The sequence below is a fragment of the Caldococcus noboribetus genome, assembly GCF_055389385.1.
In genome coordinates, this window is the sequence record NZ_AP042475.1 from 1,460,002 (window position 1) to 1,483,536 (window position 23,535).

At 61.7% G+C, this 23,535-nt stretch carries 22 protein-coding genes; 13 read left to right on the forward strand and 9 right to left on the reverse strand.

Annotated elements, in window-relative coordinates:
- Nucleotide 1 precedes the first annotated feature (1 nt).
- The 3 genes from ACZ5GQ_RS07780 to ACZ5GQ_RS07790 are packed head-to-tail and all read left to right on the forward strand — an operon-like array spanning nt 2 to nt 2,630.
- Nucleotides 2-826: a carbohydrate ABC transporter permease gene (locus tag ACZ5GQ_RS07780; protein ID WP_498856576.1), complete on the forward strand. Its 825-nt coding sequence runs from the start codon at nt 2-4 to the stop codon at nt 824-826.
- Nucleotides 823-1,644 carry a carbohydrate ABC transporter permease gene (locus ACZ5GQ_RS07785; protein WP_498856577.1) on the forward strand — a complete coding sequence of 274 codons (822 nt, stop codon included), beginning with the start codon at nt 823-825 and terminating at the stop codon, nt 1,642-1,644. The genes ACZ5GQ_RS07780 and ACZ5GQ_RS07785 overlap by 4 nt, the downstream gene beginning before the upstream one ends.
- Nucleotides 1,644-2,630, forward strand: coding sequence for an ABC transporter ATP-binding protein (locus tag ACZ5GQ_RS07790; protein WP_498856578.1), 987 nt, complete (start codon nt 1,644-1,646; stop codon nt 2,628-2,630). The genes ACZ5GQ_RS07785 and ACZ5GQ_RS07790 overlap by 1 nt, the downstream gene beginning before the upstream one ends.
- Here the strand turns inward: ACZ5GQ_RS07790 and ACZ5GQ_RS07795 are convergent.
- The 3 genes from ACZ5GQ_RS07795 to ACZ5GQ_RS07805 are packed head-to-tail and all read right to left on the reverse strand — an operon-like array spanning nt 2,624 to nt 7,354.
- Entirely contained in the window at nt 2,624-4,033 is a 1,410-nt protein-coding gene (locus ACZ5GQ_RS07795) for an IMP dehydrogenase (RefSeq protein WP_498856579.1), read from the reverse strand. The genes ACZ5GQ_RS07790 and ACZ5GQ_RS07795 overlap by 7 nt on opposite strands.
- A gap of 41 nt (nt 4,034-4,074) precedes the next feature.
- Entirely contained in the window at nt 4,075-5,628 is a 1,554-nt protein-coding gene (gene guaA, locus ACZ5GQ_RS07800) for a glutamine-hydrolyzing GMP synthase (RefSeq protein WP_498856580.1), read from the reverse strand.
- A 1-nt stretch (nt 5,629) separates the two neighbouring features.
- Nucleotides 5,630-7,354, reverse strand: a complete 1,725-nt coding sequence (locus tag ACZ5GQ_RS07805) for an adenine deaminase C-terminal domain-containing protein (RefSeq protein WP_498857400.1) — start codon at nt 7,352-7,354, stop codon at nt 5,630-5,632.
- Nucleotides 7,355-7,604: 250 nt separating this feature from the next.
- Here ACZ5GQ_RS07805 and ACZ5GQ_RS07810 point away from each other — a divergent pair, with 250 nt between their 5' ends.
- Nucleotides 7,605-7,937, forward strand: a complete 333-nt coding sequence (locus ACZ5GQ_RS07810) for a hypothetical protein (protein ID WP_498856581.1) — start codon at nt 7,605-7,607, stop codon at nt 7,935-7,937.
- A gap of 180 nt (nt 7,938-8,117) precedes the next feature.
- On the opposite strand, the gene mobA is transcribed toward ACZ5GQ_RS07810, so the two are convergent.
- Nucleotides 8,118-8,969, reverse strand: a complete 852-nt coding sequence (mobA, locus tag ACZ5GQ_RS07815) for a molybdenum cofactor guanylyltransferase (RefSeq protein ID WP_498856582.1) — start codon at nt 8,967-8,969, stop codon at nt 8,118-8,120.
- A 79-nt stretch (nt 8,970-9,048) separates the two neighbouring features.
- Between mobA and ACZ5GQ_RS07820 the strand changes: the two genes are divergently transcribed.
- The 3 genes from ACZ5GQ_RS07820 to fdhF are packed head-to-tail and all read left to right on the forward strand — an operon-like array spanning nt 9,049 to nt 13,198.
- Nucleotides 9,049-9,717: a hypothetical protein gene (locus tag ACZ5GQ_RS07820; protein WP_498856583.1), complete on the forward strand. Its 669-nt coding sequence runs from the start codon at nt 9,049-9,051 to the stop codon at nt 9,715-9,717.
- Nucleotides 9,718-9,761: 44 nt separating this feature from the next.
- Nucleotides 9,762-10,517 (forward strand): NADH-ubiquinone oxidoreductase-F iron-sulfur binding region domain-containing protein, encoded by a 756-nt coding sequence (locus ACZ5GQ_RS07825; protein WP_498856584.1) that lies wholly within the window; start codon nt 9,762-9,764, stop codon nt 10,515-10,517.
- 5 nt (nt 10,518-10,522) lie between these two features.
- Entirely contained in the window at nt 10,523-13,198 is a 2,676-nt protein-coding gene (gene fdhF / locus ACZ5GQ_RS07830) for a formate dehydrogenase subunit alpha (protein ID WP_498856585.1), read from the forward strand.
- Between the two features lie 42 nt (nt 13,199-13,240).
- Here the strand turns inward: fdhF and ACZ5GQ_RS07835 are convergent, their stop codons facing one another.
- Nucleotides 13,241-13,375 (reverse strand): hypothetical protein, encoded by a 135-nt coding sequence (locus ACZ5GQ_RS07835; RefSeq protein WP_498856586.1) that lies wholly within the window; start codon nt 13,373-13,375, stop codon nt 13,241-13,243.
- A 177-nt stretch (nt 13,376-13,552) separates the two neighbouring features.
- The gene (locus tag ACZ5GQ_RS07840; protein WP_498856587.1) at nt 13,553-14,440 is read right to left on the reverse strand and encodes a glycosyltransferase family 2 protein; all 888 of its coding nucleotides are present in this window, start codon (nt 14,438-14,440) and stop codon (nt 13,553-13,555) included.
- Nucleotides 14,441-14,480: 40 nt separating this feature from the next.
- Here ACZ5GQ_RS07840 and ACZ5GQ_RS07845 point away from each other — a divergent pair, with 40 nt between their 5' ends.
- The 5 genes from ACZ5GQ_RS07845 to ACZ5GQ_RS07865 all read left to right on the forward strand — a co-directional run bounded on the left by ACZ5GQ_RS07845 (nt 14,481) and on the right by ACZ5GQ_RS07865 (nt 19,494).
- Entirely contained in the window at nt 14,481-15,476 is a 996-nt protein-coding gene (locus tag ACZ5GQ_RS07845) for a glycosyltransferase family A protein (RefSeq protein WP_498856588.1), read from the forward strand.
- A 30-nt stretch (nt 15,477-15,506) separates the two neighbouring features.
- Nucleotides 15,507-16,652, forward strand: coding sequence for a glycosyltransferase family 4 protein (locus tag ACZ5GQ_RS07850; RefSeq protein ID WP_498856589.1), 1,146 nt, complete (start codon nt 15,507-15,509; stop codon nt 16,650-16,652).
- A 5-nt stretch (nt 16,653-16,657) separates the two neighbouring features.
- Entirely contained in the window at nt 16,658-17,635 is a 978-nt protein-coding gene (locus tag ACZ5GQ_RS07855; RefSeq protein ID WP_498856590.1) for a glycosyltransferase, read from the forward strand.
- Nucleotides 17,636-17,853: 218 nt separating this feature from the next.
- Nucleotides 17,854-18,432, forward strand: coding sequence for a cysteine hydrolase family protein (locus ACZ5GQ_RS07860; RefSeq protein WP_498856591.1), 579 nt, complete (start codon nt 17,854-17,856; stop codon nt 18,430-18,432).
- A 45-nt stretch (nt 18,433-18,477) separates the two neighbouring features.
- Nucleotides 18,478-19,494, forward strand: a complete 1,017-nt coding sequence (locus ACZ5GQ_RS07865) for a glycosyltransferase family 2 protein (RefSeq protein ID WP_498856592.1) — start codon at nt 18,478-18,480, stop codon at nt 19,492-19,494.
- On the opposite strand, the gene ACZ5GQ_RS07870 is transcribed toward ACZ5GQ_RS07865, so the two are convergent.
- Nucleotides 19,491-21,029, reverse strand: a complete 1,539-nt coding sequence (locus tag ACZ5GQ_RS07870; RefSeq protein WP_498856593.1) for a lipopolysaccharide biosynthesis protein — start codon at nt 21,027-21,029, stop codon at nt 19,491-19,493. The genes ACZ5GQ_RS07865 and ACZ5GQ_RS07870 overlap by 4 nt on opposite strands.
- 101 nt (nt 21,030-21,130) lie before the next feature.
- Between ACZ5GQ_RS07870 and ACZ5GQ_RS07875 the strand changes: the two genes are divergently transcribed.
- The gene (locus ACZ5GQ_RS07875) at nt 21,131-22,264 is read left to right on the forward strand and encodes a glycosyltransferase family 4 protein (protein WP_498856594.1); all 1,134 of its coding nucleotides are present in this window, start codon (nt 21,131-21,133) and stop codon (nt 22,262-22,264) included.
- A 70-nt stretch (nt 22,265-22,334) separates the two neighbouring features.
- Here ACZ5GQ_RS07875 and ACZ5GQ_RS07880 read toward each other — a convergent pair whose 3' ends face one another.
- Nucleotides 22,335-22,679, reverse strand: a complete 345-nt coding sequence (locus tag ACZ5GQ_RS07880; protein ID WP_498856595.1) for a hypothetical protein — start codon at nt 22,677-22,679, stop codon at nt 22,335-22,337.
- Complete coding sequence (locus ACZ5GQ_RS07885) at nt 22,661-23,431, reverse strand: glycosyltransferase family 2 protein (RefSeq protein ID WP_498856596.1); 771 nt, start codon at nt 23,429-23,431, stop codon at nt 22,661-22,663. Before ACZ5GQ_RS07885 ends, ACZ5GQ_RS07880 begins: the two co-directional genes overlap by 19 nt.
- Nucleotides 23,432-23,535 lie beyond the last annotated feature (104 nt).

The window sequence follows — 23,535 nt, forward strand, 5'->3', positions numbered from 1 at the left end:
TATGAGAAAGGACTACGTTAAGCCTTTTCTTCTCGTGGTCCCCGCGGTCCTCTATATAGCCCTGTTCGTAGTTTACCCGGCAGCCAGGGCTGTTTACTTCAGCTTCGTGCTGCCCGACGGGAAGTTCTCCACATACTACTACAGGTTCCTGGAGTCCGTGGGGCTTGGGAGGGCCATAATAGACACAGTCATAGTTACTGTGGGCGCCCTGGCTGTTCAGCTAGCCCTAGCCCTGGCAATAGCTAGCCTACTCACCAGGGAGTTCAGGGGTAAGGGGGCCTTCTCGACCATCATGATAACGCCCATGGGCATAGCAACCGTGGTAGCTGCCGTAACCTTTAGCTTCATATTTGAGGTGAGCGGAGGCTACGCCAACTCCCTGCTACACCTGTTCGGCCTCAGGGGCATAGACTGGTACGCCAACGACGCCATGTCGCTGCTTGTCGTCATACTTTCTGATGCCTGGAAGAACACGCCAATAGTCGCTCTTATACTCACGGCCGGCATGAGCTCAATACCGCAGGACCTCTACTACGCTGCCTCTGTGGACGGCGCCGGTCCCCTGAGGAGGTTCTTCTACATAACCCTTCCTAACCTCAGGGAGTTCATAGCCATCGCGCTTATAATTAGGGGCGTTCAGGAGTTCAACATATTCGCCTTGCCCCTTATATTGATAGGCTATCACCCGCCGCTGCTGACGACGCTAGTGTATGAGCTTTATACTACCAGCTTCCCAGCAGTGGGACCATCGCTGGCAGCGGCCACCGTGCTCCTCCTGTTCATACTGGCATTCCTGGTTATCATACTTAGGGTGAGGGGAAGGTGAGGGTTAGCAGAGCCCTCATTTATATAGCGGCTGGGATTCTATCAGTGCTCTTCCTCTTCCCGCTCTACATCTTAATCCTCATAGCCTTCCAGCCGCCTAAGTACACAATAACAGCCCTCTACCCATCCCTTGTGCCCAGGAAGCTGACCCTGGCCAACCTGATGGCGGCCCTGAGCGGCACCGCCTTCATAGACCCCTTCCTGAAGAGCGTTGAAACGGCCACGCTGGTGGGCATCATAACCCTGGCTTTAGCCATACCTGCAGGGTACGGCCTCAGCAGGCTGCCCCCTAAGATCTCGTACCCGGTGCTGGTGCTCATACTGCTCACGAACATAATGCCTGGGGTCGTGATAGGGATACCTATAGCTGTTCAGTTCATAAGGATAGGCCTTTATGAGACTGTAGTGGGGCTTGCCCTGGCCCAGACCCTCGTTACCCTGCCCCTGGCGACGCTTATACTTCAGGGCACTTTCTCGTCAATACCCAGGGACCTGGAGTACCAGGCCATGATTGACGGCGCTGGCCTGATTGACAGGCTTCGTTATGTGCTCCTGCCCAACTCGGCCCCCGGCATAGCGGCAGCTTACCTGATATCCTGGATGTTCTCATGGGACGAGTTCACCTACGCAATACTGTTAATGCCGTATCACTCGACGCTGCCAGTGACCATATACATTGACGTGACCAGAGGAAACCTCCTTGCTGGAGCTGCCTTCTCCGTAGTGTTCACGATTCCAGTAATAATATTAACCTATGGACTTCAGAAGTACCTTAAGGGGGAGTACATAGCAGGAGGGCTCAAGGGGGCGACAGCCTGATGACTATAGAGCTCGTCAAGATAACTAAGAGGTACGGCAACACTGTGGTCCTTAACGGCATCTCTGAGAAGATAGAGGACGGCGAGTTCTTCGTTATATTAGGCCCGAGCGGAGCTGGCAAGTCTACGCTCCTAAAGGTGATAGCTGGTATTGAGAGGCCGGACAGCGGCAGGATAATAGTGGACGGAAAAGACATCACTGATACCCCCACGGAGAAGAGGAACATAGCCATGGTCTTCCAGAGCTATGCCCTGTACCCCAACATGAACGTACACGATAACATAGCATTTCCTCTGAAGATGAGGCACTACCCCAAGGAAGAGATAGAGAAGAAGGTGCAAGAGGTGGCCAAGCTGCTCAACATAAGCGACATATTGTACAAGAAGGTGACCCAGATAAGCGGAGGGCAGCAGCAGAGGGTCGCCCTGGCCAGGGCCATAGTGAGGGACCCCTCGTTCTTCCTCCTCGACGAGCCCCTGAGCAACCTGGACGCCAGGATGAGGGCCATAGCTCGGGGCGAGCTGAAGAGGATTCACATGGAGCTCAGGAAGACGTTCATCTACGTGACGCATGATCAGAAGGAGGCAATGAGCATGGCCACCAGGATCGCAGTGCTTCACAACGGCGTCTTCGAGCAGGTGGGGTCCCCCCAGGAGCTCTATGAGAGGCCCCTGACGAAGTGGGTAGCCCAATTCATAGGGGACTACCCCATGAACTTCCTGCCAGGGAGCACAGTGGGCGAGAGCAGTGACGTAGAAGTGGGCTTCAGGCCCGAGTGGGTGGAGGTCGGCAGAGGAAGCTTAGAGTGCCGCGTGGACTCGCTGGAGGTAGTTGGGGAGCTCAGGTACCTCTTCTGCAGCCACGGGCAGTACTCCATCACGCTCCTGAGCCATGATCCCTATAACATAGGCGACAGCGTTAAGTTTGAGGTAACTAGGTACAACGTCTACAAGGATGGGAGGCTACTTAAGGCGGACGTTCACTGACCCGTCTTAAAGAGCTCGCCCGGCACCTGCTTTGGCACGGCCACCCCAAACTTAGCCCTCTCCCACAGCTCCCTTATGTTTGAGGCCCCAGCGTAGCCGAGCCCAGCCCTTATGCCCTCAGCCAGGTCAGCCAGCACAGACATCACTGAGCCCCTGTAGGGCACGACTCCCTCGACGCCCTCGGCAACCCTCTTGGAGGCCCTGGTGTACCTGTCAACTGCAAACCTTCTCTCCATGGCGCCCCTGCTCGCCATGCCCCTGTACGGCTTGTAGGCCGAGTCCCCTATCCTTATCAGGGGCGCTGAGGCCTCGTCAGTGCCAGCCAGCAGGTAGCCCAGCATCACGCTCGAGGCCCCCGCGGCCAGGGCCTTGACGGCGTCGCCCGAGGACCTTATGCCCCCATCTGCTATTATGGGCACGTCGCCCGCCCCGTGCTGGTCAACTGCGTCCCTCACCGCAGCCACTGCCCAGAGGGCAGGCGCATACGCACCGCCCACGCTGGAGGTAGTGCATATCGAGCCCCCTGCTATGCCGACCCTGAAGCCGTCGACCCTCTCGACCACAGTGAGGGCGTCCACCGCCGCCTCGTAGGTGCCTATGTTGCCTACGACAAAGTCCGCTGAGACCTCCTTCGCCATGACCTTGGCTGCAGCCATGGCCTCGGAGTTGTGGAAGTGGGCCACGTCAGTGACCAGGGCGTCCGCGTACCTGTCGAGCAGCCTCGCCCTGTCCAGGTCAAAGGGCGAGACGGCAGCAGCCACGAGCAGCCTTCCCTCAGGGTCAAGCGACGGCCTGACCCTGTTGAGCGAGGAGTCGAAGGTCACAGTGCCGACGTAGGCGTTCCCGGGGGCCACGATGGCCACCGTGTCGGAGCCGCCAGACTCAAGGAAGTTCAGCGCGTCCTCCGCGTGTCTGACGTCAAAGGCCTTAGGGGGCTCCGCGAGCTCAGCCACCGGCCTGCCACTGCAGCCCCTGAGCGAGCTGGCCCTGACGTGGCCTATCACCCTGCCGTCAGCCGAGACCAGCGGCGCGTCCCTGAGGCCCAGGGACCTGAGGTCGTCGTAGACCCTGCTGCAGTCCTCGTCAGGCGTCACGTATATCCTGGAGGTTGGAACAGGGGGAGCGCTCTTGACTCTGCTGGCTATCTCAGCCTGCTGCTCCCTCGGCATGTTCCTGTGGATAACCCCTATGCCCCCCATGAGTGACATGGCCACTGCCATATCGTACTCCGTGACGGTGTCCATGGGGGACGATGATATGGGTATGAGGAGCCTCACGTGCCTGCTGAACCTAGTGCTTATGTCTACCCTGCTGGGGTCAGTAGGCGCCCTGCCGGGCACTATGTAGACGTCGTCAAAGGTGTACAGCTTCTCTGCGCTGCCCAGCTTCTCGAGGAACCCCATGCACTCCACCGCGTGGGACCTTGGGCTGGCCGCTTTTAACTTTAAACGGGCTCTATGGTTGACGGGGGCTTCGTGGTAACGGCGTAGGTGACCATGACCACCTCGGGCACCTCAGAGGTTATCCTGGAGGCCATGCGCTGCAGCAGGTCATAGGGGAGCCTAGCCCAGTCGGCGGTCATGCCGTCCTCGCTCTCCACCACCCTAATGGTAACTATGTAGCCATAAGCCCTCCTATCTCCCTTGACCCCGACCCACTTGTCGTCTCCGACCACGGCGAAGGCCTGCCACACTGAGTTATAAAGTCCAGCCCTCCTCAGCTCCTCCTCAACTATCATGGAGGCCTTCCTGGCTATCCTCAGCTTCTCCTCAGTGACCTCTCCTATTATCCTGACCGCAAGGCCTGGCCCCGGGAACGGGTGCCTCATGGCTATGCTCTCCGGGACGCCGAGCGAGAGGGCGAGCCTCCTGACCTCGTCCTTGTAGAGGTACCTCAGGGGCTCTATCACCCTGAGGCCCATGTCCCTCGGGAGGCCCCCGACGTTGTGGTGGCTCTTGATCCTGTCAGCTCCTGCCTCCGCGCCGCTCTCAACCACGTCAGGGTACGTGGTCCCCTGGACGAGCCACCTTATCGAGGGGTCCGAGGCCGCCACCTCCCTGAAGACCTCGGCGAACACCCTCCCCACTGTTAGCCTCTTCTGCTCCGGGTCCGTCACGCCTCTCAGGGCCTGCAGGAACCTGGAGGAGGCGTCAACGTATATTGGGTTCAGGCCCAGCGACCTGAGGGCCCTCAGCACCTCATCGGCCTCGCCCTCCCTCAGAAGGCCATGGTTTATGAATAATACCACCGCCCTGTCGCCCAGGGCCCTCTTAGCTATGACAGCCGCGGTGGTTGAGTCGACGCCTCCGCTGACAGCAACTATGGCCTTGTCCCCAGGGGGCACCTGTGACCTGACCTGCTCAACGAGCCTCCCCGCCAGGTCCTCGACCCTCCAGGTTGGCCTGACGCCGGCCACCTTGAAGAGGAAGTTAGCTATCAGCTTAGCCCCCTTCTCGGTGTGCCTCACCTCGGGGTGGAACTGGACGCCGTAGACCCTTTCATTGACCTTCATGGCAGCTATGTAGCCGGTGTCCTTTGAGGTCGCCAGGACCCTGACGCCTGGGCCCACCGAGGCCACGTAGTCAGAGTGGCTCATCCAGACGTCCTCCTCTGGCCCCCAGCCGTCTAGGAGTGGGTCGGGGCCGCTCACCGTGACCCTGGTCCTCCCGTACTCCCCCTGGCCCCTCTCAACCCTTCCCCCAGTCATCTTGGCCAGCAGCTGGTGGCCGTAGCATATGCCAAGCACCGGCAGGCCGAGCCTCAGGACCCAGTCTCCTATTGTTGGGGCTCCGGGCTCGTAGACGCTGCTCGGGCCCCCTGAGAGTATTATCGCCTTGGGCCTCAGGCCCTTAACAGCGTCCTGGCTTACTGAGTTATAGGGCACGACCTCGCTGTAGACGCCGAGATCCCTGACCCTCCTTGATATCATGTGGGCGTACTGGCCCCCAAAGCTAATAATTAGTACAGTGTCGTGCTCCTCGCTGGGGCTCCACGACAACTCAGGACACCTCGAAGAGCGGCACGTGAGACCTCCTGCTCACGCTGTAAAGCCCCCTGTCGGTGACCCTGAGCTCAGGTATAACTGTGAGCGTAAGCAGCTGCACCTGGTTAAGCAGCACCTCGCCGTCGCAGCTGCAGATGGAGCTGAGCCTCGAAGTGACCTTCTCAAGTGACGAGGCCACCTGCTCGGAGCTCATGTCTGACATGAGTCCAGCTAAGGGCAGGGGAAGGCCAGCCTCCACGTCGCCTCCCCTGGCCACTGCTATGCCGCCCCCGTGGGAGACGACGTAGTCAAGGGCCCTCTCCATGGAGGCCCTGTCGGAGCCCACCACGACTATGTTGTGCGTGTCATGGGCCACTGATGAGGCCACGGCACCCTCAACCCTGAGACCCAGGATGCCGCTGCCCTCCAGGGCCCTGCCATACCTGTTTATCACATGCACCTCAGTCAGGTCGCCCTTTACCCTGGGCCTCCAGTCCGAGACGCTCAGCAACTCCCTGGACTCTGCCGTGAGCGTGGAGCCCCAGGGGACCTCTATGACCCTTGCAACCACCTGCCCTGTCTCCACGGGGGCCCTGAGCTCAAGTGAGGGCCTGAAGGAGACCCTGACGGTGTTCCTCATGAAGTCAGGCGCCTCGAATGTCGGGGAGCACGAGGCCTCCCTGCCGTCCAGGAAGGTCTGCTCCACCCTGAACTCCCTGAGGTCCTTGACCACGTTTATGTCTGCGAACCTGCCGGGAGCCACGGAACCGTACCAGGCCTCTATGCCGCTGGCTATGGCAGGCGACAGGGTTACTGCCCTCACAGCGTCCACAGGGTCAAGGCCGAGCTCCACGGCCCTCCTGAGGGCCCTGTCCAGGTGGCCCTCCCTGACCAGGTGCAGGGCGTGTATGTCATCCGCTACTATGGGCACGAGGGGCGAGTAGGCCTGCACGAGCCTGTAGAGCCTGTCCAGGTCCCTCCAGCTGGAGCCATACCTCACGTAGGGGTAGACGCCCCTCGAGAGCCTGTCCATGAGCTCCTCCTCGCTTACAACCTCGTGGTCGTTCCTTATGCCCAGGCTAACGTAGGCGTCAAGCCCGCTGCCCCTGAGCCCGGCCATGTGGCCCTGGGTGAAGACCGAGGTCGAGGCGGAGGCAGCATACTCCATGAACTCCTCGTCAGCCTCAAGCAGGGAGTGGAGGTCCATGACCTCCCCCATGCCTGAGAGCTCCCTGGCTTCCCTGAGGGAGTCCTCGTAGCCTATCGCGGCTCCCCCGACGTCGTCAACGACCCTGGACGGGGGCACGTTGGCAGGCTCAAGTAAAAACACCTTAAGCTTGACGCCCTTGAACATCTCTGCCACCGCCCTGACGCCGCTGAGGCCAAGTACATTACCGACCTCGTGGACGTCAACGAAGGCGGCGGTGGTGCCGTGCCTCAGGAGCTCCTTTGAGAACTCGGGCGGGCTGAGGAGGGTGCTCTCGAGGTGCATGTGGGCGTCTATGAAGCCAGGCAGCACGTACTTGCCCTCTGCAGGGACTACCCTCCTCGCCCTCGCCCTGCAGTCACCGACGCAGGCCACTATGCGACCCTTAATTCCCACGTCGGCCCTCGATACTGACTTAGTCCAGACGTTGACTACGTAGCCGCCGGCTATCACCAGGTCCAGGGGCTCAAGGCCCAGCGCTGCCCTTGAGGCCTGGACCAGCTCCTGGGGCGAGGGGCGCGGGTCCTTAACCACGGTCAAGATTAGCACCTACTCTTTGTTTGTTACAGCCTGTGAGGCCCAGAAGTATTAAGTAGTTAGTTAAAGGGTTAAGCTGACTAAGGCTTTTAAAGGACTAAGGCCGAGAGTAACTTTTGGCACCGCCCGAGGCGCGCCAGGCCGTTTTGCAAGGCGGCCGGAGGGCTATCAGTATTACCACCTTTCTGACCTCCTCCCCGCCCTAAAGGGCGAGGGTTCTCAGAGCAGGTTCCCGCTTATTGACGTCATGATGCTCATACTGATGTCCATGCTTCCCGCCGCGCTGAGGTCAAGGGACATAGATTACCTAAGCGGGCTCATGGTCTCCATGGCCTTCGCGTGGGCGTACATGATTAACGACCTGGCTAAGAGGGAGGGCCTTCGCCCTCAGGCCTCATCAGACCTGAGGAGGGAGGCGAGTGTGAGGATGAGGGTGGGCTTACTCTTCCTCATGAGCCTCATAGCTTACTTCATAAACGTGTACCTTGGGCACCTGTTCTTTGCGCTCACGGCGGTGCTCCTCCTCTACAGGGCGCTTGTAAGGTGGCTCAGGGCCCTGAACAGGCTTCGCCCTCGGTGAGGGCCAGCGCCCCCATGGCAGCTTAAGGGGTCCTATGGTAAGTTAGATCCCCCTTCCACTGCGGCCCTGTGATTAGCCGCCTTAACAGGGGCCCGCGGCAAACGGAGGCCATAAGCTTATGAAAAGGCGCCTCAGGCTGACATGATGAGCTGTCATGGCTTAAGTCTGTTTCACGCGCCCCTACTTTCCAAGCAGCTCCCTCAGGCGACTCGCCCTGGGGCCCTGCGCTGCCCCCAGGGACTGGGCGTCGAGGAGGGCGTGGAGCTCAAGCAGCCTGACCCTGAGCGCCCTGTAGGCCCTGGCCTCGTCCATGAGCTCCCTGACTGCCTTGCCCTTCAAGCCCTCCCTGAGCAGCTCTATGAACCTGCGGTACCGCTCCCCTGTGCCCTCAAGCCTAAGCGCCCTCCTGGGCCCGCGAGGGGGCCTTAAACTGAGGTCGCTGGGGAAGTCGACGTCGACGAACTGCCTCCCACCTCCCAGCAGGCCCGAGCCCAGCAGCAGGGCCCCCTCGCTGCCCCTTATGATGTCAGTCATCCTAACCTTAAGTCCGAGGGAGGCCTTAAGGCAGGTCAGCTCTACGGACCGCCTAAGGGCGTCGGCCCTTGCTGAGAGCAAGTTAGCGGCAACGGACCCCCTGCTCAGCAGGACAGAGGCCAGCCCGGAGGAGCCAAGGGCCTCAAGAAGCGCGTGGACGGCGGCGGGCCTCAGGAACGGCATGTCGACAGGGACCACTATGACCTCCTCGTCCTCGATCTCCCCGCTCGCGGTCACAAGGCCCCTGACGGGCCCCCCGCACGGCAGCGACTGGTCGTCCCTCAGGTGCCTGACGCCGGGGGGCAGGGCCGCGGGGGGCTCCCTGCCCACTACTAGCACTCTGTCCGCGACGCTGGAGGCTAGCTCAACGGCCCTGATGATCATGGGCTTGCCCTCGACCTGGAAGAGGGCCTTGTCCGAGCCGAACCTGCTCGAGGCGCCGCCCGCGAGCACTACTGCTGTGACCCTGCTGGGTCCCAGGGGCCCTGGGGGCTGCAAGCCTTAAGGGCTAATAGGGCGCGGCCGTGGCAAGGGCTAATATAGGTGGTCTAACAGAGGTAAAAGAGGAGGCTGCAGGGTGCCAGGCGTCCTTTTAAAGAGGCCCGAGGTCGACTCCTTCTACACCATGGCCACCCTTGACGTGCCCCACGCCGCGTGCAGGGGCCTCGCGTGCTTCGCCGCCAGGTCCCTTAACCCGGCCGCCTGGAACGCCGCGTTAAGGCAGGAGCCCAGGGTGTACTGCCTTGGGCACTGCTACGAGGGGCCCTCAAACGCTGACATGACTGGCAAGCCCGTAGTCGAGGTCAGGTCGAGGGTCAGCGTCGTCCTCAGGCACATAGTCAGGGGGCCCGTGAACAGCCTTGACGACTACGTTGCCATGGGAGGCATGGAGGGCCTCAGGAGGGCCCTCGAGCTTGGCCCCAGGAAGGTCATAGATGAGGTCAAGGCCTCCCAGCTGAGGGGCAGGGGAGGGGCGTACTTCCCCACAGGCCTGAAGTGGGAGTCCGCCGCCTCCCAGCCCTCGGACGAGAAGTACGTCATAGTTAACGGCGACGAGGGGGACGCGGGGGCGTACGTGGACAGGTTCCTCATGGAGTGGGACCCATACCTAGTGCTCGAGGGGGCAATGATAGCCGCGTACGCGATAGGGGCCAGGACGATATACTTCTACATAAGGAGGGAGTACCCCGGGGCCGTCAGGTCAGTGAGGAGGGCCGTGGAGGAGCTGAGGGCGCAGGGCACATAGGCCCCAGCGCGCTCAAGGGGAGGGGCCTTGATGTCATCGTCGAGGTGGGCAAGGGCTCATACGTTGTCGGCGAGGAGACTGCCATGATAAACGCGATAATGGGCAGGAGGCCCGAGCCCACGCCGAGGCCCCCTTACCCAACAGAGAGGGGCCTCTTCGGCAGGCCCACGGTGGTTAACAACGTCGAGACCCTTGCAAGCGTCCCCTGGATAGTTGAGAACGGGGGCGAGGAGTACGCCTCCCTTGGGTTCAACAGGAGCAGGGGCACAAAGGTGCTGAGCCTCAACAGCCTCTTCAACAGGCCGGGCCTCTACGAGGTCGAGTTCGGCGTCAAGCTCAGGGACGTGGTCTATGACATGGGAGGGGGCCTGAGGGGCGGCAGGAGGCTCAAGTTCCTCATAGTGGGCGGCCCCCTGGCAGGCCCAGTGCTGCCAGGCGAGCTGGACACGCCCCTGGGAGTTGAGGAGCTCAGGGCCATAGGCGCCAGCCTGGGGCACGGCAACGTGATAGCCTTCAGCGACGACACGACGTTCCTCGAGGCACTGTACGAGATAGTTGACTTCTCAGCCTACGAGTCCTGCGGCAAGTGCTTCCCGTGCAGGCTGGGGAGCTCAAGGGCCGCCCAGCTCCTCTCTGCGGCGATCAGGAGGGGGAGGCTCACGAGGGCCGAGGCGGAGGAGCTGAGGTCCATAGCGTCAGTTATGAGGTCTGCCAGCCTCTGCGGCCACGGGCAGGCCACCGGCGACGCCATAATCTCCTTCCTCAACAAGGCGTGGGACGAGATGGTGGGCGAGGGGTGAGGGGGTTGACCACGGTCAAGATAAGGGTTAACGGGAACGAACACGAGGTCGAGGCTGGCCAGAGCCTCCTAAAGGCCCTAAGGTCTCTAGGCTACTACGTGCCAGGCCTCTGCTACGACGACAGGCTTGAGCCCTACGGGGCCTGCAGGCTCTGCGTCGTTGAGGTCAACGGCAGGCTCGTCACCAGCTGCACCACGCAGGTACAGGACGGCATGGAGGTGCTCACCGACACGGACCAGGTAAAGCAGGTCAGGAGGGAGGTGCTCAGGCTCCTGGCCATGAGCTACCCCGCGGCGGCGGTCAAGGAGCGCCCTGAGAAGGAGTTCCACGAGCTTCTCTCGAAGTACGGCATCGAGGCCCAGGGGGCCGAGGAGAGGGAGGACCTGGTGGACAGGTCCCACCCCTACATCTTCGTAGACATGAACAGGTGCATCAAGTGCTTCAGGTGCGTCAGGGCGTGCGACGAGGTCCAGGGCTACCACGTCTGGAGGGCCTGGTACAGGGGAGGCAGGGTAATGATAAGGCCCGACGGCCCTGACTTCGGGCACAGCAGCTGCGTCAGCTGCGGCCTCTGCGTCGACGTCTGCCCAACTGGGGCCCTCGAGGACAGGAGCGTGCTTCAGTACGGCTGGCCCGAGAGGTGGGTTGAGACCACGTGCCCCTACTGCGGCGTGGGCTGCCAGATGCTTGTTGGAGTCAGGGACTGCAGGATAGTTGACGTGAGGCCCTCCAGGAGGCCAGGCGCTGTTAACAGGGGCAACCTCTGCGTCAAGGGCAGGTACGCCTGGGACTTCGTCTACGCCCAGGACAGGGTGCTCCACCCGCTCATAAAGGTGGACGGCCAGTGGAGGCAGGTGAGCTGGCAGGAGGCCATATCATACGTGGCCTCAAGGCTCAGGGAGATAGTATCGAAGTATGGGCCGAGCTCCGTGGGCGTCCTGGTGAGCGCGAGGGTCACGAGCGAGGAGGAGTACCTCCAGGCGAAGTTCGCAAGGGTCGTGCTTGGTACTAACAACGTTGACAGCTGTGCCAGGGTGTGCCACGAGCCCTCGGCGGCGGCCCTCGAGGAGGTGCTGGGCACGGGAGGGGCCACCAACTCCTTCGACGACCTCGACCTGGCGAGGACGGTGATGCTCGTGGGCTCAAACATAACTGAGAACCACCCGGTCATAGGGGTCAGGCTGAAGCGCCTTGCCTCGGAGGGCAGGGTGAAGCTTATAGTGGTTGACCCGAGGAGGACCGAGATAGCCCAGTACGCGGACTACCACCTCCAGCTGAGGCCTGGGACGGACGTGGTGCTATTCAACGCCATGGCAAACGTGATACTGGGCGAGGGCCTCTACGACTCTGACTTCGTTTCCAGGAGGGTCGAGGGGCTCGAGGAGTTCTCCGAGGTAGTCAAGAACTACACGCCTGAGTTCGCGGAGAGGGTGACAGGCGTGCCTGCCAAGGCAATAAGGGAGGCCGCCAGGCTCTACGCCACCAACAGGCCCTCAATGATCATGTGGGGCCTGGGGGCCACGGAGCACGTCCAGGGCACTGAGATAATATACCAGCTCATAGACCTGGCGCTGCTTACGGGCAACGTGGGCAGGCCCGGCTCAGGCCTCATGCCGCTGAGGGGCAAGAACAACGTCCAGGGCACCGCGATAATGGGGGCCCACCCGAGGAAGCTGCCAGGGGCCGTCCCAGTCTCAGACCCAGCCCAGAGGGCCAGGTTTGAGAAGGCGTGGGGCCACCCGGTCCCCTCGGAGCCGGGCATGGACGGCATAGAGATGGTAGAGGCCGCCGACCAGGGCAAGCTAAGGGCCCTCATAGTCTTCGGGGAGGACGTCGTCATGTCGCACCCCTACAGGGAGATGACCGAGAGGGCCCTGTCGAAGCTGGAGCTGCTGGTCCTCGTAGACCTGTTCCACAACGAGACCTCCAGGTACGCCCACGTGTTCCTCCCTGCCGCGAGCTCCTTCGAAAAGGACGGCACTTTCATAAACGCCGACAGGAGGGTCCAGAGGGTCAGGAAGGTCATAGAGCCCCTCGGCGAGTCAAAGCCCGACTGGCAGATAGTAGTGGAGCTTGCCAGGGCCATGGGCTACGGGGACGCCTTCAACTACTCCTCGCCTGAGGACGTGTGGAACGAGATAAGGTCCGTGTGGCCGGCCGTCTACGGGATAACGTACGAGAGGCTTGACAGGGAGGGAGGGCTTCAGTACCCGACCCCAAGGCTCGACGCGCCGCCCGCAAGGGTCCTCTACACTGACAGGTTTGGCGTCGGCGAGAGGGCCAGGCTGAGGCCCGTCATGTACATACCTTCCCCCGAGCAGCCCACTGACGAGTACCCCTTCGTGCTCATAACGGGCAGGGTCCTCTACCACTTCAACATGGGCTCAATGACCAGGAGGACGCTGAACTCCGTCATAGCCCCTGAGGACATAATAGAGGTGAACCCTGACGACGCGGCTTCCCTCGGGGTCAGGGACGGCGACCTGGTCAGGGTGACAAGCAGGTACGGCAGCGCCGTGCTCAGGGCAAGGCTGACCGACAGGGTTCCCAGGGGCACGCTGTTCGCCACCGTGCACTACCCTGAGGCTTCGATAAACCTGGTGGTGGGCCCGCACGTTGACAGGCTCTCCCACATACCTGAGTACAAGGTCACCGCCGTCAGGGTCGAGAGGGCGAGCTGAGGCCGTCAACCGGGGAGTTAACGAGGCGAAAGGGGAAAGAGCCTAAGCCGAGCCCTGATCGTCCTCCTCGGACACCCACTCCTCGTTGTCATAGTCGTAGTACGCGTCGTCCCCGGGGCCCTCAGTTGAGTAGTTAGGCTCCTCCTCAGCCTCCTCGTCCTCCGACGCTTTCCTCACCGCGTGGCCAAGGCGGCCAAAGGCTATATTTTCATTATTAGAGAAGGGCGTCGGCCCGCTAGGCCTGCCTTGGCGGCGCGGGCCTCTCAAGGCCGAGGAACTTCACGAGCCTGCCTGGCATTAGGCACGCGGCTGAGCCGAGCATCGCCCTCCTGGGCACCGGCCAGCCCCTGAGCCTCAGCGATATGGCCTCAAGGGGCCTGGCCCTGACCCCCCTGAAGGCCCGCGAGCCCTTGGCCAGGCACAGTATGCTACCCGTGACAGCGGCCCTATACGAGAGGAGGCCCCTGGAGGCCCTGACCTCGCCAGGTCAAGGAGGCTGACGTAGTCCTCGTAGTACTCCCTGTACCTCGCTATGGCCTCCTCGGCGCTCAGCCTGCCCACTGCGGAGGTGTTGCCCGCGTGGACCCTGTAGAGGGTAAGCCTGCCTGGCATGGCAAGCAGGAGGCCAGAGTCAAGGGCGGAGGCCGCCAGGGCGGTGTCAACGGACCTCCTGACGGCCCTCAGGGCTCTGAGGCCCCCGGCCTCGAGCGCCTCCCTCCTAATCGCCATTGAGCTTGCGTTGAAGTCAAGGTTGTAGAGGGCGACGGGCTTCCCATCCGAGGAGCCGCTGACCCTCAGCTCCTCTCTGAGCTCGGCCGGCCTGAGCCTGAAGCTTAGGGGGGTCCCGCTGTCGTCGACCGCCTGCTGCGCGTTGTACACCATAGAGGTGCCCTTGCCTGGGTCAGACGAAAAGGCGGTGCAAACGGCCTGCAGCCTCTCCGGGGCGTACATGTCGTCGTCCTCCAGGAAGGTTATTACCTCGCCCCTGGCCTCCTCTATGCCTGTGAGAAGGAACGGGCCCTGCCTCCTCTCGTCGCTGTAGACCCACCTCCAGCCGTTCCTCCTTATAATTTCATCTGAGGCCGGGTCCTCGAAGTTCTTGACGACTATGACCTCGAACTTGTCCCTCGGGAGGGTCTGGGCCTCGAGGCTTCTCAGCGCGTCAGGCAGGTACCTCCTCCTATTGTAGGCAGTGACTATAACTGAGACGTAGGGGTTCAAGGCAGCGCCTCTGCGGTGCATTAAAGTACTAGAGCGCGGCCTTTAAAGGTCGGTAGGACGCTTGGCTAGGCTCTGCCTCTACGGCACGGTGCTTAACTCTGTCGACACGGTCGAGAGGTCAGTACGCAGCGTCTACAGGCCAGACGCGGAGATAGTCGTCGTTGACGGCGGCTCGACCGACGGCACCTACGAGAGGCTTCTCGAGATGTCCAAGGACTACAACCTGAGGGTCCACAGGCTGCCGGGCTCCAGCAGAGGGCTGGGCAGGGACTACGCGCTGTACAGGTGCCCAGAGGGATCATATACGGTCGCAGTCCTAGACCTGGACGACAAGTATAACGAGTACTTCCGCCGCTACGTGGACTGGGCCGTCGAGGTAGTGGGCGGCCCAGCCCCGGCGCCGTTCGTGGCCATGAGGGAGCACGCCCTCGCAAGGGGAGGCTGGAGGGACCTCAACTACGCCGAGGAGGTTGACTTCGCGGTCAGGGTGGGCTTCAGCAGGTGCGTCCAGGTCCCCTTCAGGAGGACAATATTCAGGGCGCCCGCCGGCAGGGAGGCCAGGTACGCCAGGGGGCTCCGTTACCTCAAAAGGCTCGTGAGGGTCGGGATAGACGACTTCAGGGGCAACGGCTACAGGCTCTCCGAGAGGCTGAGGGCTGAGGTCGAGAGGGTCGGTCTCTCCGCCCGCCTTATGGTAACGGCGCCGCTCCTGGTTATCGAGTCGCTCATGTCGCCGACCAGGTTCAGGGCCTGCGGGCCACTGACGAACAGGGAGCTCTTCGACCTAGCGTGCCTCAAGTCCCTCGAGGACCCAGCCAAGGCTGTAGGCCTCCCCCAAGAGGCGGCGTACGTCGCCTTCCACAGGTCCCTGGCGGGGAAGGTGAGGCTGGGCGACCTAAGGGCGTTGGCCGAGTCGGCCCTAGGACCCCTGCCAGAGCTTTACCTCTGCAGCAACGGCCACTACCTCCTCGCGAGGTCCGAGGCGGGCAGGGAGGCCTACGAGGCGTCGGCGGCCAGGGCGGACGTGAGGTGCAGGCCCCTGGGGTTCGCCAGATAAAACCCTGAGCCCCCGGTGGGGGTGGGCGCCTTGAGGGTAGCGCTGCTCCACACGGTCTTCGAGGAGGCGGGCGGCGGCGAGAGGCTTGCACTGCAGATGGCCAGGGCCCTTAGGGAGCTGGGGCACGAGGTGGACCTCTACACGACCTACCTCGACGAGAGGGCCTGGTCGCTCCTGGCGGGCCCCGAGGACCCTAGGCCGAGGGTCCTGAGGGCGTGGCGCGCCGACCTCCTGAGGAGGCTGGCAGGCGACAGGCTCACGAGGCTGAGGAGGCTGAAGGCCGCCAAGGTGGCCTGGAGGCTGCTCCTGGAAGAGGGAGACCACGACGTCTACGTCGAGACCCAGGCGAACGTCCCTGTCCCCCTCGACGCCTCCTACATACACTACCCGGCCGTCCTGGACTACCTGGCCGAGATGGGGAGGAGGCCGGGCGCCGCGAGGAGGCTATACGACTGGCTCGTGGTCAGGGAGGCCAGGAGGCTGGCCGGCAGGCCCCTGATGACGCTCACCAACAGCTCCTGGACGGCGGGGAAGGTAAGGCAGGCCTACGGGCTGGAGGCGAGGGTGCTGCACCCCCCGGTCAGCGTCGAGAGGTTCGAGGGCGTGGACCCCGCCAGGAAGGAGGACGTGGTGCTCACGGTGTCGAGGTTCGCGCCCGGGAAGAACCTCGAGGCCATAGTGAGGGTCGCCAGCATGGTCCCCAGCGCCCAGTTCTACATCGTGGGCAGCACGAGCCCCTACTCGGGGCCGGTGCTAGAGAGGCTGAGGTCGCTGGCCGACGAGCTCAAAGTGAAGAACGTGACCATAGAGACCGACGTGCCCAGGCGCAGGCTCGACGAGCTGTACTCCGCCGCCAAGGTGTACCTGCACCCTCCCTTTGCCGAGCACTTCGGGATAGCTATTGCAGAGGGCGCGGCCGCTGGGGCCGTGCCCGTAGTCTACAGGGACGGCGGAGGCTGGACCGACATAGCGTCAAGGGTTGACCCGATGCTGGGCTACACGAGCGTTGAGGAGGCGGCCTCGATAGTCAGGGGGCTGCTGATGGACAAACAGCTCTGGCTCAGGCTGTCGAGGAGGTCGGTTGAGGTGGCGGGCGAGTTCTCGTACGAGAGGTTCAGGGAGAGATTGGGGAAGGTCGTCGAGGAGGTGGCGAAGCTCAAGGGGCTGAGGGAGTGAGGAACTTGCCCCGCCTCTGCCTCTACGGCACGGTGCTTAACTCTGTCGACACGGTTGAGAGGTCAGTACGCAGCGTCTACAGGCCAGACGCGGAGATAGTGGTCGTTGACGGCGGCTCGACCGACGGCACCTACGAGAGGCTTCTCGAGATGTCCAAGGACTACAACCTGAGGGTCCACAGGCTGCCGGGCTCCAGCAGGGGCCTCGGGAGGCAGTACGCGCTGTACAGGTGCCCAGAGGGGAGCTACGCGGCCTACTTCGACCTTGACGACGAGTACAACGTGTACTTCCACAGGAGCGTGGAGTGGGGGGCGTCGCTCGGGGTCCCGGACCCGCTGCCGTGGCTCACGCTGAGGGAATACGCGATCGCCAGGGGAGGCTGGAGGGACCTAAACTACGCAGAGGATGTCGAGTTCTTCGCCAGGGTCGGCTTCTCCCACTTCATCCCCCTGCCGATAAGGAGGCCCATGAAGAGGACGAGGGTCGCGAGGGAGAGGAGGTACGTGGGGGGTCTGCTGCGGTACCTGGCCAGGGCCCTCAGGGCCGGCATAGACGACTACAGGGGCAACGGGAACACGCTGCCCGAGAGGCTGGGGCAGGAGCTGAGGAGGGCGGGCCAAAGGGCGGCCCTCACGGCCCCCCTCGTGGTGGCCGAGTACCTGGCCGCCAGCGCGAGGGGCAAGTACAGGACGGTGAGGGCGCTCACGAACTTGGAGCTCGCTGGCCTGCTCAGCGCGCTGAGGGCCGTCAGCCCTGAGGCTGTGGGGGCGCCGAGAAGCATGGCGTCAATACCCCTGGCCTGGACCCTGGCCATCAAGGTGGACCTCGGCTCCCTCGCGAGGAGGGCCTCAGGGAGGGTGGGGGCGCCGCTGAAGGCCTACGAGTGCACGAACGGCAGGGTGATCCTGGCGGCCAGCCGCTCGGCCCTTGAGAGCCTCATGGAGTCCTTCGCCCTGGCCAACGTGAGGTGCAGGCCCCTTTAATTCCCGTCCTGTTCCAGAGGCTCGGGGGCCTGGGTGTCCGAGGCTGTAGATCACGACGAGAGGTTGACCCTCTTCCTCGGCTCAATCATCGCGATGTTCGCAGTCGTAGGCCGTTACTATGACAGATATGTAGGGCTCCATGCTCTCAGCTGACCTATGGGCCTTTCGGCTAAAAGCCCTTAGGCAAACCCTATTAAATGTTAGTTTTCGATATATCTGTGGTGTTGGGCGTGTCGGCCCAGGCGTCCCTGAGGGACCTCCTGAAGCCCAGCTCCTCAGTGCTGGTGGTCTGGGACGTTCACAGGGCGCTCTACAACAACATATTCAACAAGGACGAGTTCATGAGGGCCCTGCTCGCCTCCATAGAGGCCGCGAGGAGGGCCGGGGTGCCAATAATATTTACAAGGATAACCCCGTACCCGCCGGGCTTCGAGCCGATAAGCCTGAAGGTGGCCCAGTGGAGGAGCCCGCTGAGGCCCGAGGAGATGGACCTCGTCGTCCAGCCCCAGGCCAACGACATAGTTGTCAACAAGAACACGACGTCGCTCTTCGTTGGGACAAACGTTGAGCTGCTGCTCAGGAACTCGGGGAGGTACGCCGTGGTCCTCACTGGCATAGCAACCGAGATAGGAGTTGAGACAACAGCAAGGCACGCCTACGCCCTCGGCTTCATACCTGTAGTCGTGTCTGACGCCGTGTCCTCTTATGACAGGGAGGCGCACGAGAGGTCGCTGGCTAACATGAGGAAACTGTTCCCAGTGATAACTTCAGGCGAGCTGGCCCAGTACTGGGCCTGAGGCAAGCGATTTTAATAAGCTGGCAGAGGAAAGCCACCTGAGAGCATGGAGCCCTACATCTCGGTTATTGTAACTGCCCACGACAGGAGAGTCTACCTGCCTGATGCACTGAGAAGCCTCGAGGCCCAGGCCCTCCCGAGGGACAAGTTCGAGGTCATAGTTGTCAAGAACTTCGAGGACCCGGCCTCTGATGAAATTATAAGGAGGAACGGCTGGAAGGACGTAGTCACCGACGTGGTCCCGGTCGGAGGCAAGATAGCTGTAGGCCTCGAGGAGGCCAAGGGGGATGTCATAACCTTCCTCGAGGACGACGACATGTACAGGCCGGAGAGGCTCAAGAGGATTCTAGACTACTTCTCCAGGCATGAAGGGCTTGCGTACTTTCACAACTCGCAGGAGCCCGTGGGCCCCGAGGGCAGGCCGCTGGCGTTTGACAGCGACGAGATGCAGGACATCATTGTGAGGAGCCCGGAGAGGGCCTGCAGGGAGCTCTTCGTCAGCCCCGGGGGATTTCACAACATGAGCTCAATAGCCGTGGCCTCCTGGCTCTCGGAGGACCTCAGGAGGAGCCTCAGGGGCGTCCAGGCCTCCCCAGACCTTGCAATAATGGTCAGGGCCGTGCTTGCAGGCAAGCCAATGCTTCTGAGCGGCTCTAGGTTGACCCTCTGGAGGGTTCACACGGCCTCCCAGACGCCCCACGCCTACGGCTTAAGGGAAGGCGACTGGAGGGGGGCGATCTCAGGCCTTGCAAAGGCATACCTAAGGTGGGCCAGGGAGGCTGGGCTTATGGTTAAGATGCTCAGGGGGCACCCCTGCATGCCTTACGCGGAGCACCTGGAGCTCGTTAGAAGGCTTGAGGCCTCGGCGGCCCCCGACTGGGCCTTAGGCGAGAGGCCGAGGTCGTCGCCCCTCGACTTCGCAAGGGCGCTTTACCTAAGGGCGACTGGCAGGATGGAGGGGAGCGCTAAGCTCATGTTAACCCTTGCGATGGACTCCCTTGTATCGCACATGCCAAACCCCGTACGGGAGGCCTGGTGGCGCCTCAGGTGGTCCCTCGGCTAGCTGTCAGCGGGGCCGTCGCCCTTAACTGGGCGCGGCAGGCCCAGCCTGACCCACAGCCTTGATGTCACGCCCCTGAGCTCGGGCGGCAGGGCCTCAACCAGCGCGTCGTAGTCCTCTGGCCTCAGCACCCCAAGGCCCTTTACGCTGGCCCACGTTACGGCGAGGCCGAACGCCGCGTAGGCAGGCAGCAGGGCCAGCGAGGAGCCGGTGAGGAGCACCAGGCCCAGCGTGCTTGAGAACACTGCCAGCGAGGCGACGGCGAGCCTTGCGTACTCCCCCACGTTAACCCTTAGCAGGCCGTACCTCCTGACCCTTGGCATCGCTACGGCCAGGAAGCCCGTGAGCCTGGCCAGGACGTACGCTATCGCTGCCCCTGCAGCGAACCACAGGCTTATCAGCGGGGGCGCAAGGGCAGCTATCACCGCGGCCGAGGCGATGGACTGGAGGGCCAGGGCCCTTGAGTCCCTCTTAGCTGTGAGCACCATGGTTATCGGTATGTCATATGACATGAGGCTGTGGCCAACGGTGAGTATTACGAAGGCCTCCCAGTCGTGCACGAAGCTGGGGCCCAGGAAGAGGAGCACAAGGGGCCTCCCGAGGGCCGCCACGAGGAGGAGGGGAGGTATTGAGAGCGTGGTGACGTACCTCACGGCCCCCTCGACGGCCTCGGGCGTCAGCTGGCCTCTCTCCTCGAGGCCAACCATGGCAGGCAGCAGGGCCCCAGCTATGGCGCGTGGCAGCATCTGCGGTATAGTGGAGGCAAGCATTATAGTTGAATAGGAGCCCAGCTCAGGCAGCCCTAGCCTTGCAAGCACGAAGACCCTGTCGAGGCTCTGGAGCACTGTAACAACCGCGCCTCCCAGGGCGAGCGGGGCCGCGTACTCGAGCACCGGCCTCAGGCTAGTCGCAAGCCTTGGGCCCACGAGGAGGTCCCTGGTCCAGTACGTGTAGAAGGCCGCGTTGACCAGGTCGCCAGCCACCCAGCCAACTATGAGGCCTACAGGCCCGTAGCCGGCCAGCAGGAGGCCTAAGCCCGTGAGGTACCTTGCTACAGCCCACAGGATCTGCAGGGCCGACGCCCTCCCGAACCTCATGGTAGCCCCAAGGCCAACCCCCGCGTACGCGTTGTAGACCCCGAGGGCCGTGTCAACGCCTAGCGCCCTGACTACGTTGGCGTACGAAGGGCTCCTGAAGGCGAAGGCCGCCACCTGGGGGGCAAGAAGTATGAAGGCAATGGACGCTGAGAGCCCGCTCGTAAGCCCTATCAGGACCCCGAGCCTGTAGAGGTGCCTGGCCCTCTCAACCCTCCCGGCCTGGTACTCGCCAGTCACGAACCTCCCAAAGCCGCCTGCGGGCCAGGTGAGGGCGAAGCCCACGAAGCCCCATATTATAGTTGTGTCGAAGTAGGCCCCGAGGCCCCTCAGGCCCAGGACCCTGACTATGGTGAGGTAGAAGGCGAACTGGAGCAGCGTGACAAACGTGCTGGCCGACAGCAGCTTCGCGGCGCCCCTGAACACCCTGGCCCTCAGCGACATTATGCCGTCGCACGGTCTGTGGGAGCCCTTTAAGTTAAAAAGGAATTCATGCAGAAGGCTAACTGAGACAAAGGCTAGGCCTGAAGGGGCGAGGCGGCCGCTTGACGTCGACGCTGAGGGTAATCCAGGTGGCCCCCTTCTACCAGCCTGTAGTAGGGGGAGTTGAGGAGGTCGTGAGGAGGGTCTCAGAGTACCTGGCCTCAAGGGGCCACGAGGTTCACGTGATAACGTACAACAGGCTCAGGTCCGGCGGCAGGGGCTTGCTGCCTAGGGAGGAGGTCATAAACGGGGTCCACGTCCACAGGCTGAGGCCGTCGCTGACGTGGAGCCACGGGTCCTACAGCCCAGAGCTGCCCGAGCTCATTAGGGGCCTTAGGCCTGACGTCGTGCACGTGCACGTCTGGAGGCACCCACACGTCTTCCAGGTCGCGAGGCTCAGGGAGGAGCTCGGGTTCAGTGCGGTGCTACACGGCCACGCGCCGTTCCACAGGCTGAGCCAGCTTGGGCTCATCACGTGGCTCTATTACAGGGTGGCAGACGCCTTTGGCAAGGGCTACATGAAGCGGTATGACGCATATGTGGCCCTTACTAGACTTGAGGCTGAGAGGGTCAAGGGGCTAGGCGTTGCTGACAACAGGACATGGGTGATACCCAACGGCGTCGAGGAGGACAGCTGCGCAGTGAGCCTGGACTCCAAGGTAGACGGCCAGGTCCTCTACCTGGGCAGGGTGAGCATCGCCAAGAACCTGGCCCTCCTGGCGAAGGCGTTCGTGTATGTGGCTAAGGAGGTTCGGCGCGCCAGGCTGATCCTGGCAGGCCCCGACGAGGGCCTGGCCGCAACGCTCGTCGACTACTCTAGGAGGCACGGCGCCAGCGTAACTTACCTGGGCCAGGTCAGCGAGGCCGAGAAGCACAGGCTCTACTCGGAGAGCGAGGCCTACGCCCTCCCGTCCCTCTACGAGCCCTTCGGCATAACGCTGCTCGAGGCGGGCTACCACCTTACGCCCTCCGTGATAACGGGGTACGGGGGCCAGCTCGAGGCGTCGCCTCCAGGCAGGGCCGGCCTATGGGCTAGGCCGAGGCCTGAGGCCTACTCAGAGGCCATAGTCAAGCTGCTTACTGATGATAGTCTGAGACGGCAGCTGGCAAATGGCGCCAGGAGGGTCGCGGAAGCGCATAAGTGGGACAGAATACTTCCTAAGTATGAGGAGCTTTACAGGAAGCTTCTAAGTTAAGGGCGGCATACGCCGCTGTTGATGCCCACGCTTGGCAGCTTTATGGAAATCACTATTATAGTGATTGACGCTAAGAGAAGTCTGCGTTAAGCCTTTTGGTCAACTTGGCTGTAAGTCCGTAGATCGCCGCCTTTACCGAGGGGGACCTGGAATAGCCCGCAAAAAACAAAAGCAGAGAGCCTGGCATTAGTACAAGATCCTTGAATATGGCGCGTGCTCCCTCCGAGATCTTAAAAAGCCTAGTTTGACAGGTTACATAGTTCTTCAGCTCATTTAGGCTTAAGGGAAGCTGAGCGTAGATGTACTTGAGCCCTGGCAGCGGTATTGTATAAAGGTGAAGCTTCACTATCGTGCTGCGATACCTGTTGCACCTGCAATCCTTGGGGAGCGTCGCAGCTATCTTATCCCTGGACAAGGCCAAGCGAAGCTGATATAAGGCTTCTTTGTATAGTGCATCCTTCTGTTGAGCTTATCAGGGGAAGTGCTGCTTATGTTGGTTGTGCTTTCTGTATGAACCCTGTAGTATGTGAGCGGCTCATTAGTGAACATGGCAAATCCCTCACTCGTTATGGCAGCAACGTATATAGCCACATCTATGGCTAAGCCTGTGTGCTCAATCAAATCTATGCGACTATTTAAAAGGCTCCTCCTAACGGCCATCGAGCTAAGGTTAAAGTCGTGGAAGGACTTAATGCTTGGTACCATTGGAAGAAACTGAAAGTAACAAAGACCAGTTTCAGAACCTACCTTTGACAGCATCCTGCTGGGCAATATAATTGTGTCGAGTTGCGAGCTTTTAGGTAGTCTATAAAGCGGCTTCCCTTCATGATTAACCAACAGCTGATTGTTATGGAAATATACGAGAGCTGGCACTTTCGAAAATGCCTCGTAGACCCTCTCGAGCCTCTCCGGCCTGTACATGTCGTCGTCCTCGAGGAAGGTTATGACATCCCCCTTGGCCTCCTCGAGGCCTACAGCTATCTTGCCTCCGACCGGGACCACGTCGGTGACTACGTCCTTCCAGCCGTTCCTCCTTATAATTTCATCAGAGGCCGGGTCCTCGAAGTTCTTGACAACTATGACCTCAAACCTGTCCTTGTCCAGCGTCTGGGCCTCGAGGCTTCTCAGTGCGTCAGGCAGGTACCTCCTCCTGTCGTGAGCAGTCACTATGACGGAGAATATAAGGATCGTTATCTATATTTATATTCAATACTTCATCACGCCGCTGATAGAGAGCAGCATCACCTTTTAAAAGATTTCATCAGCGAACT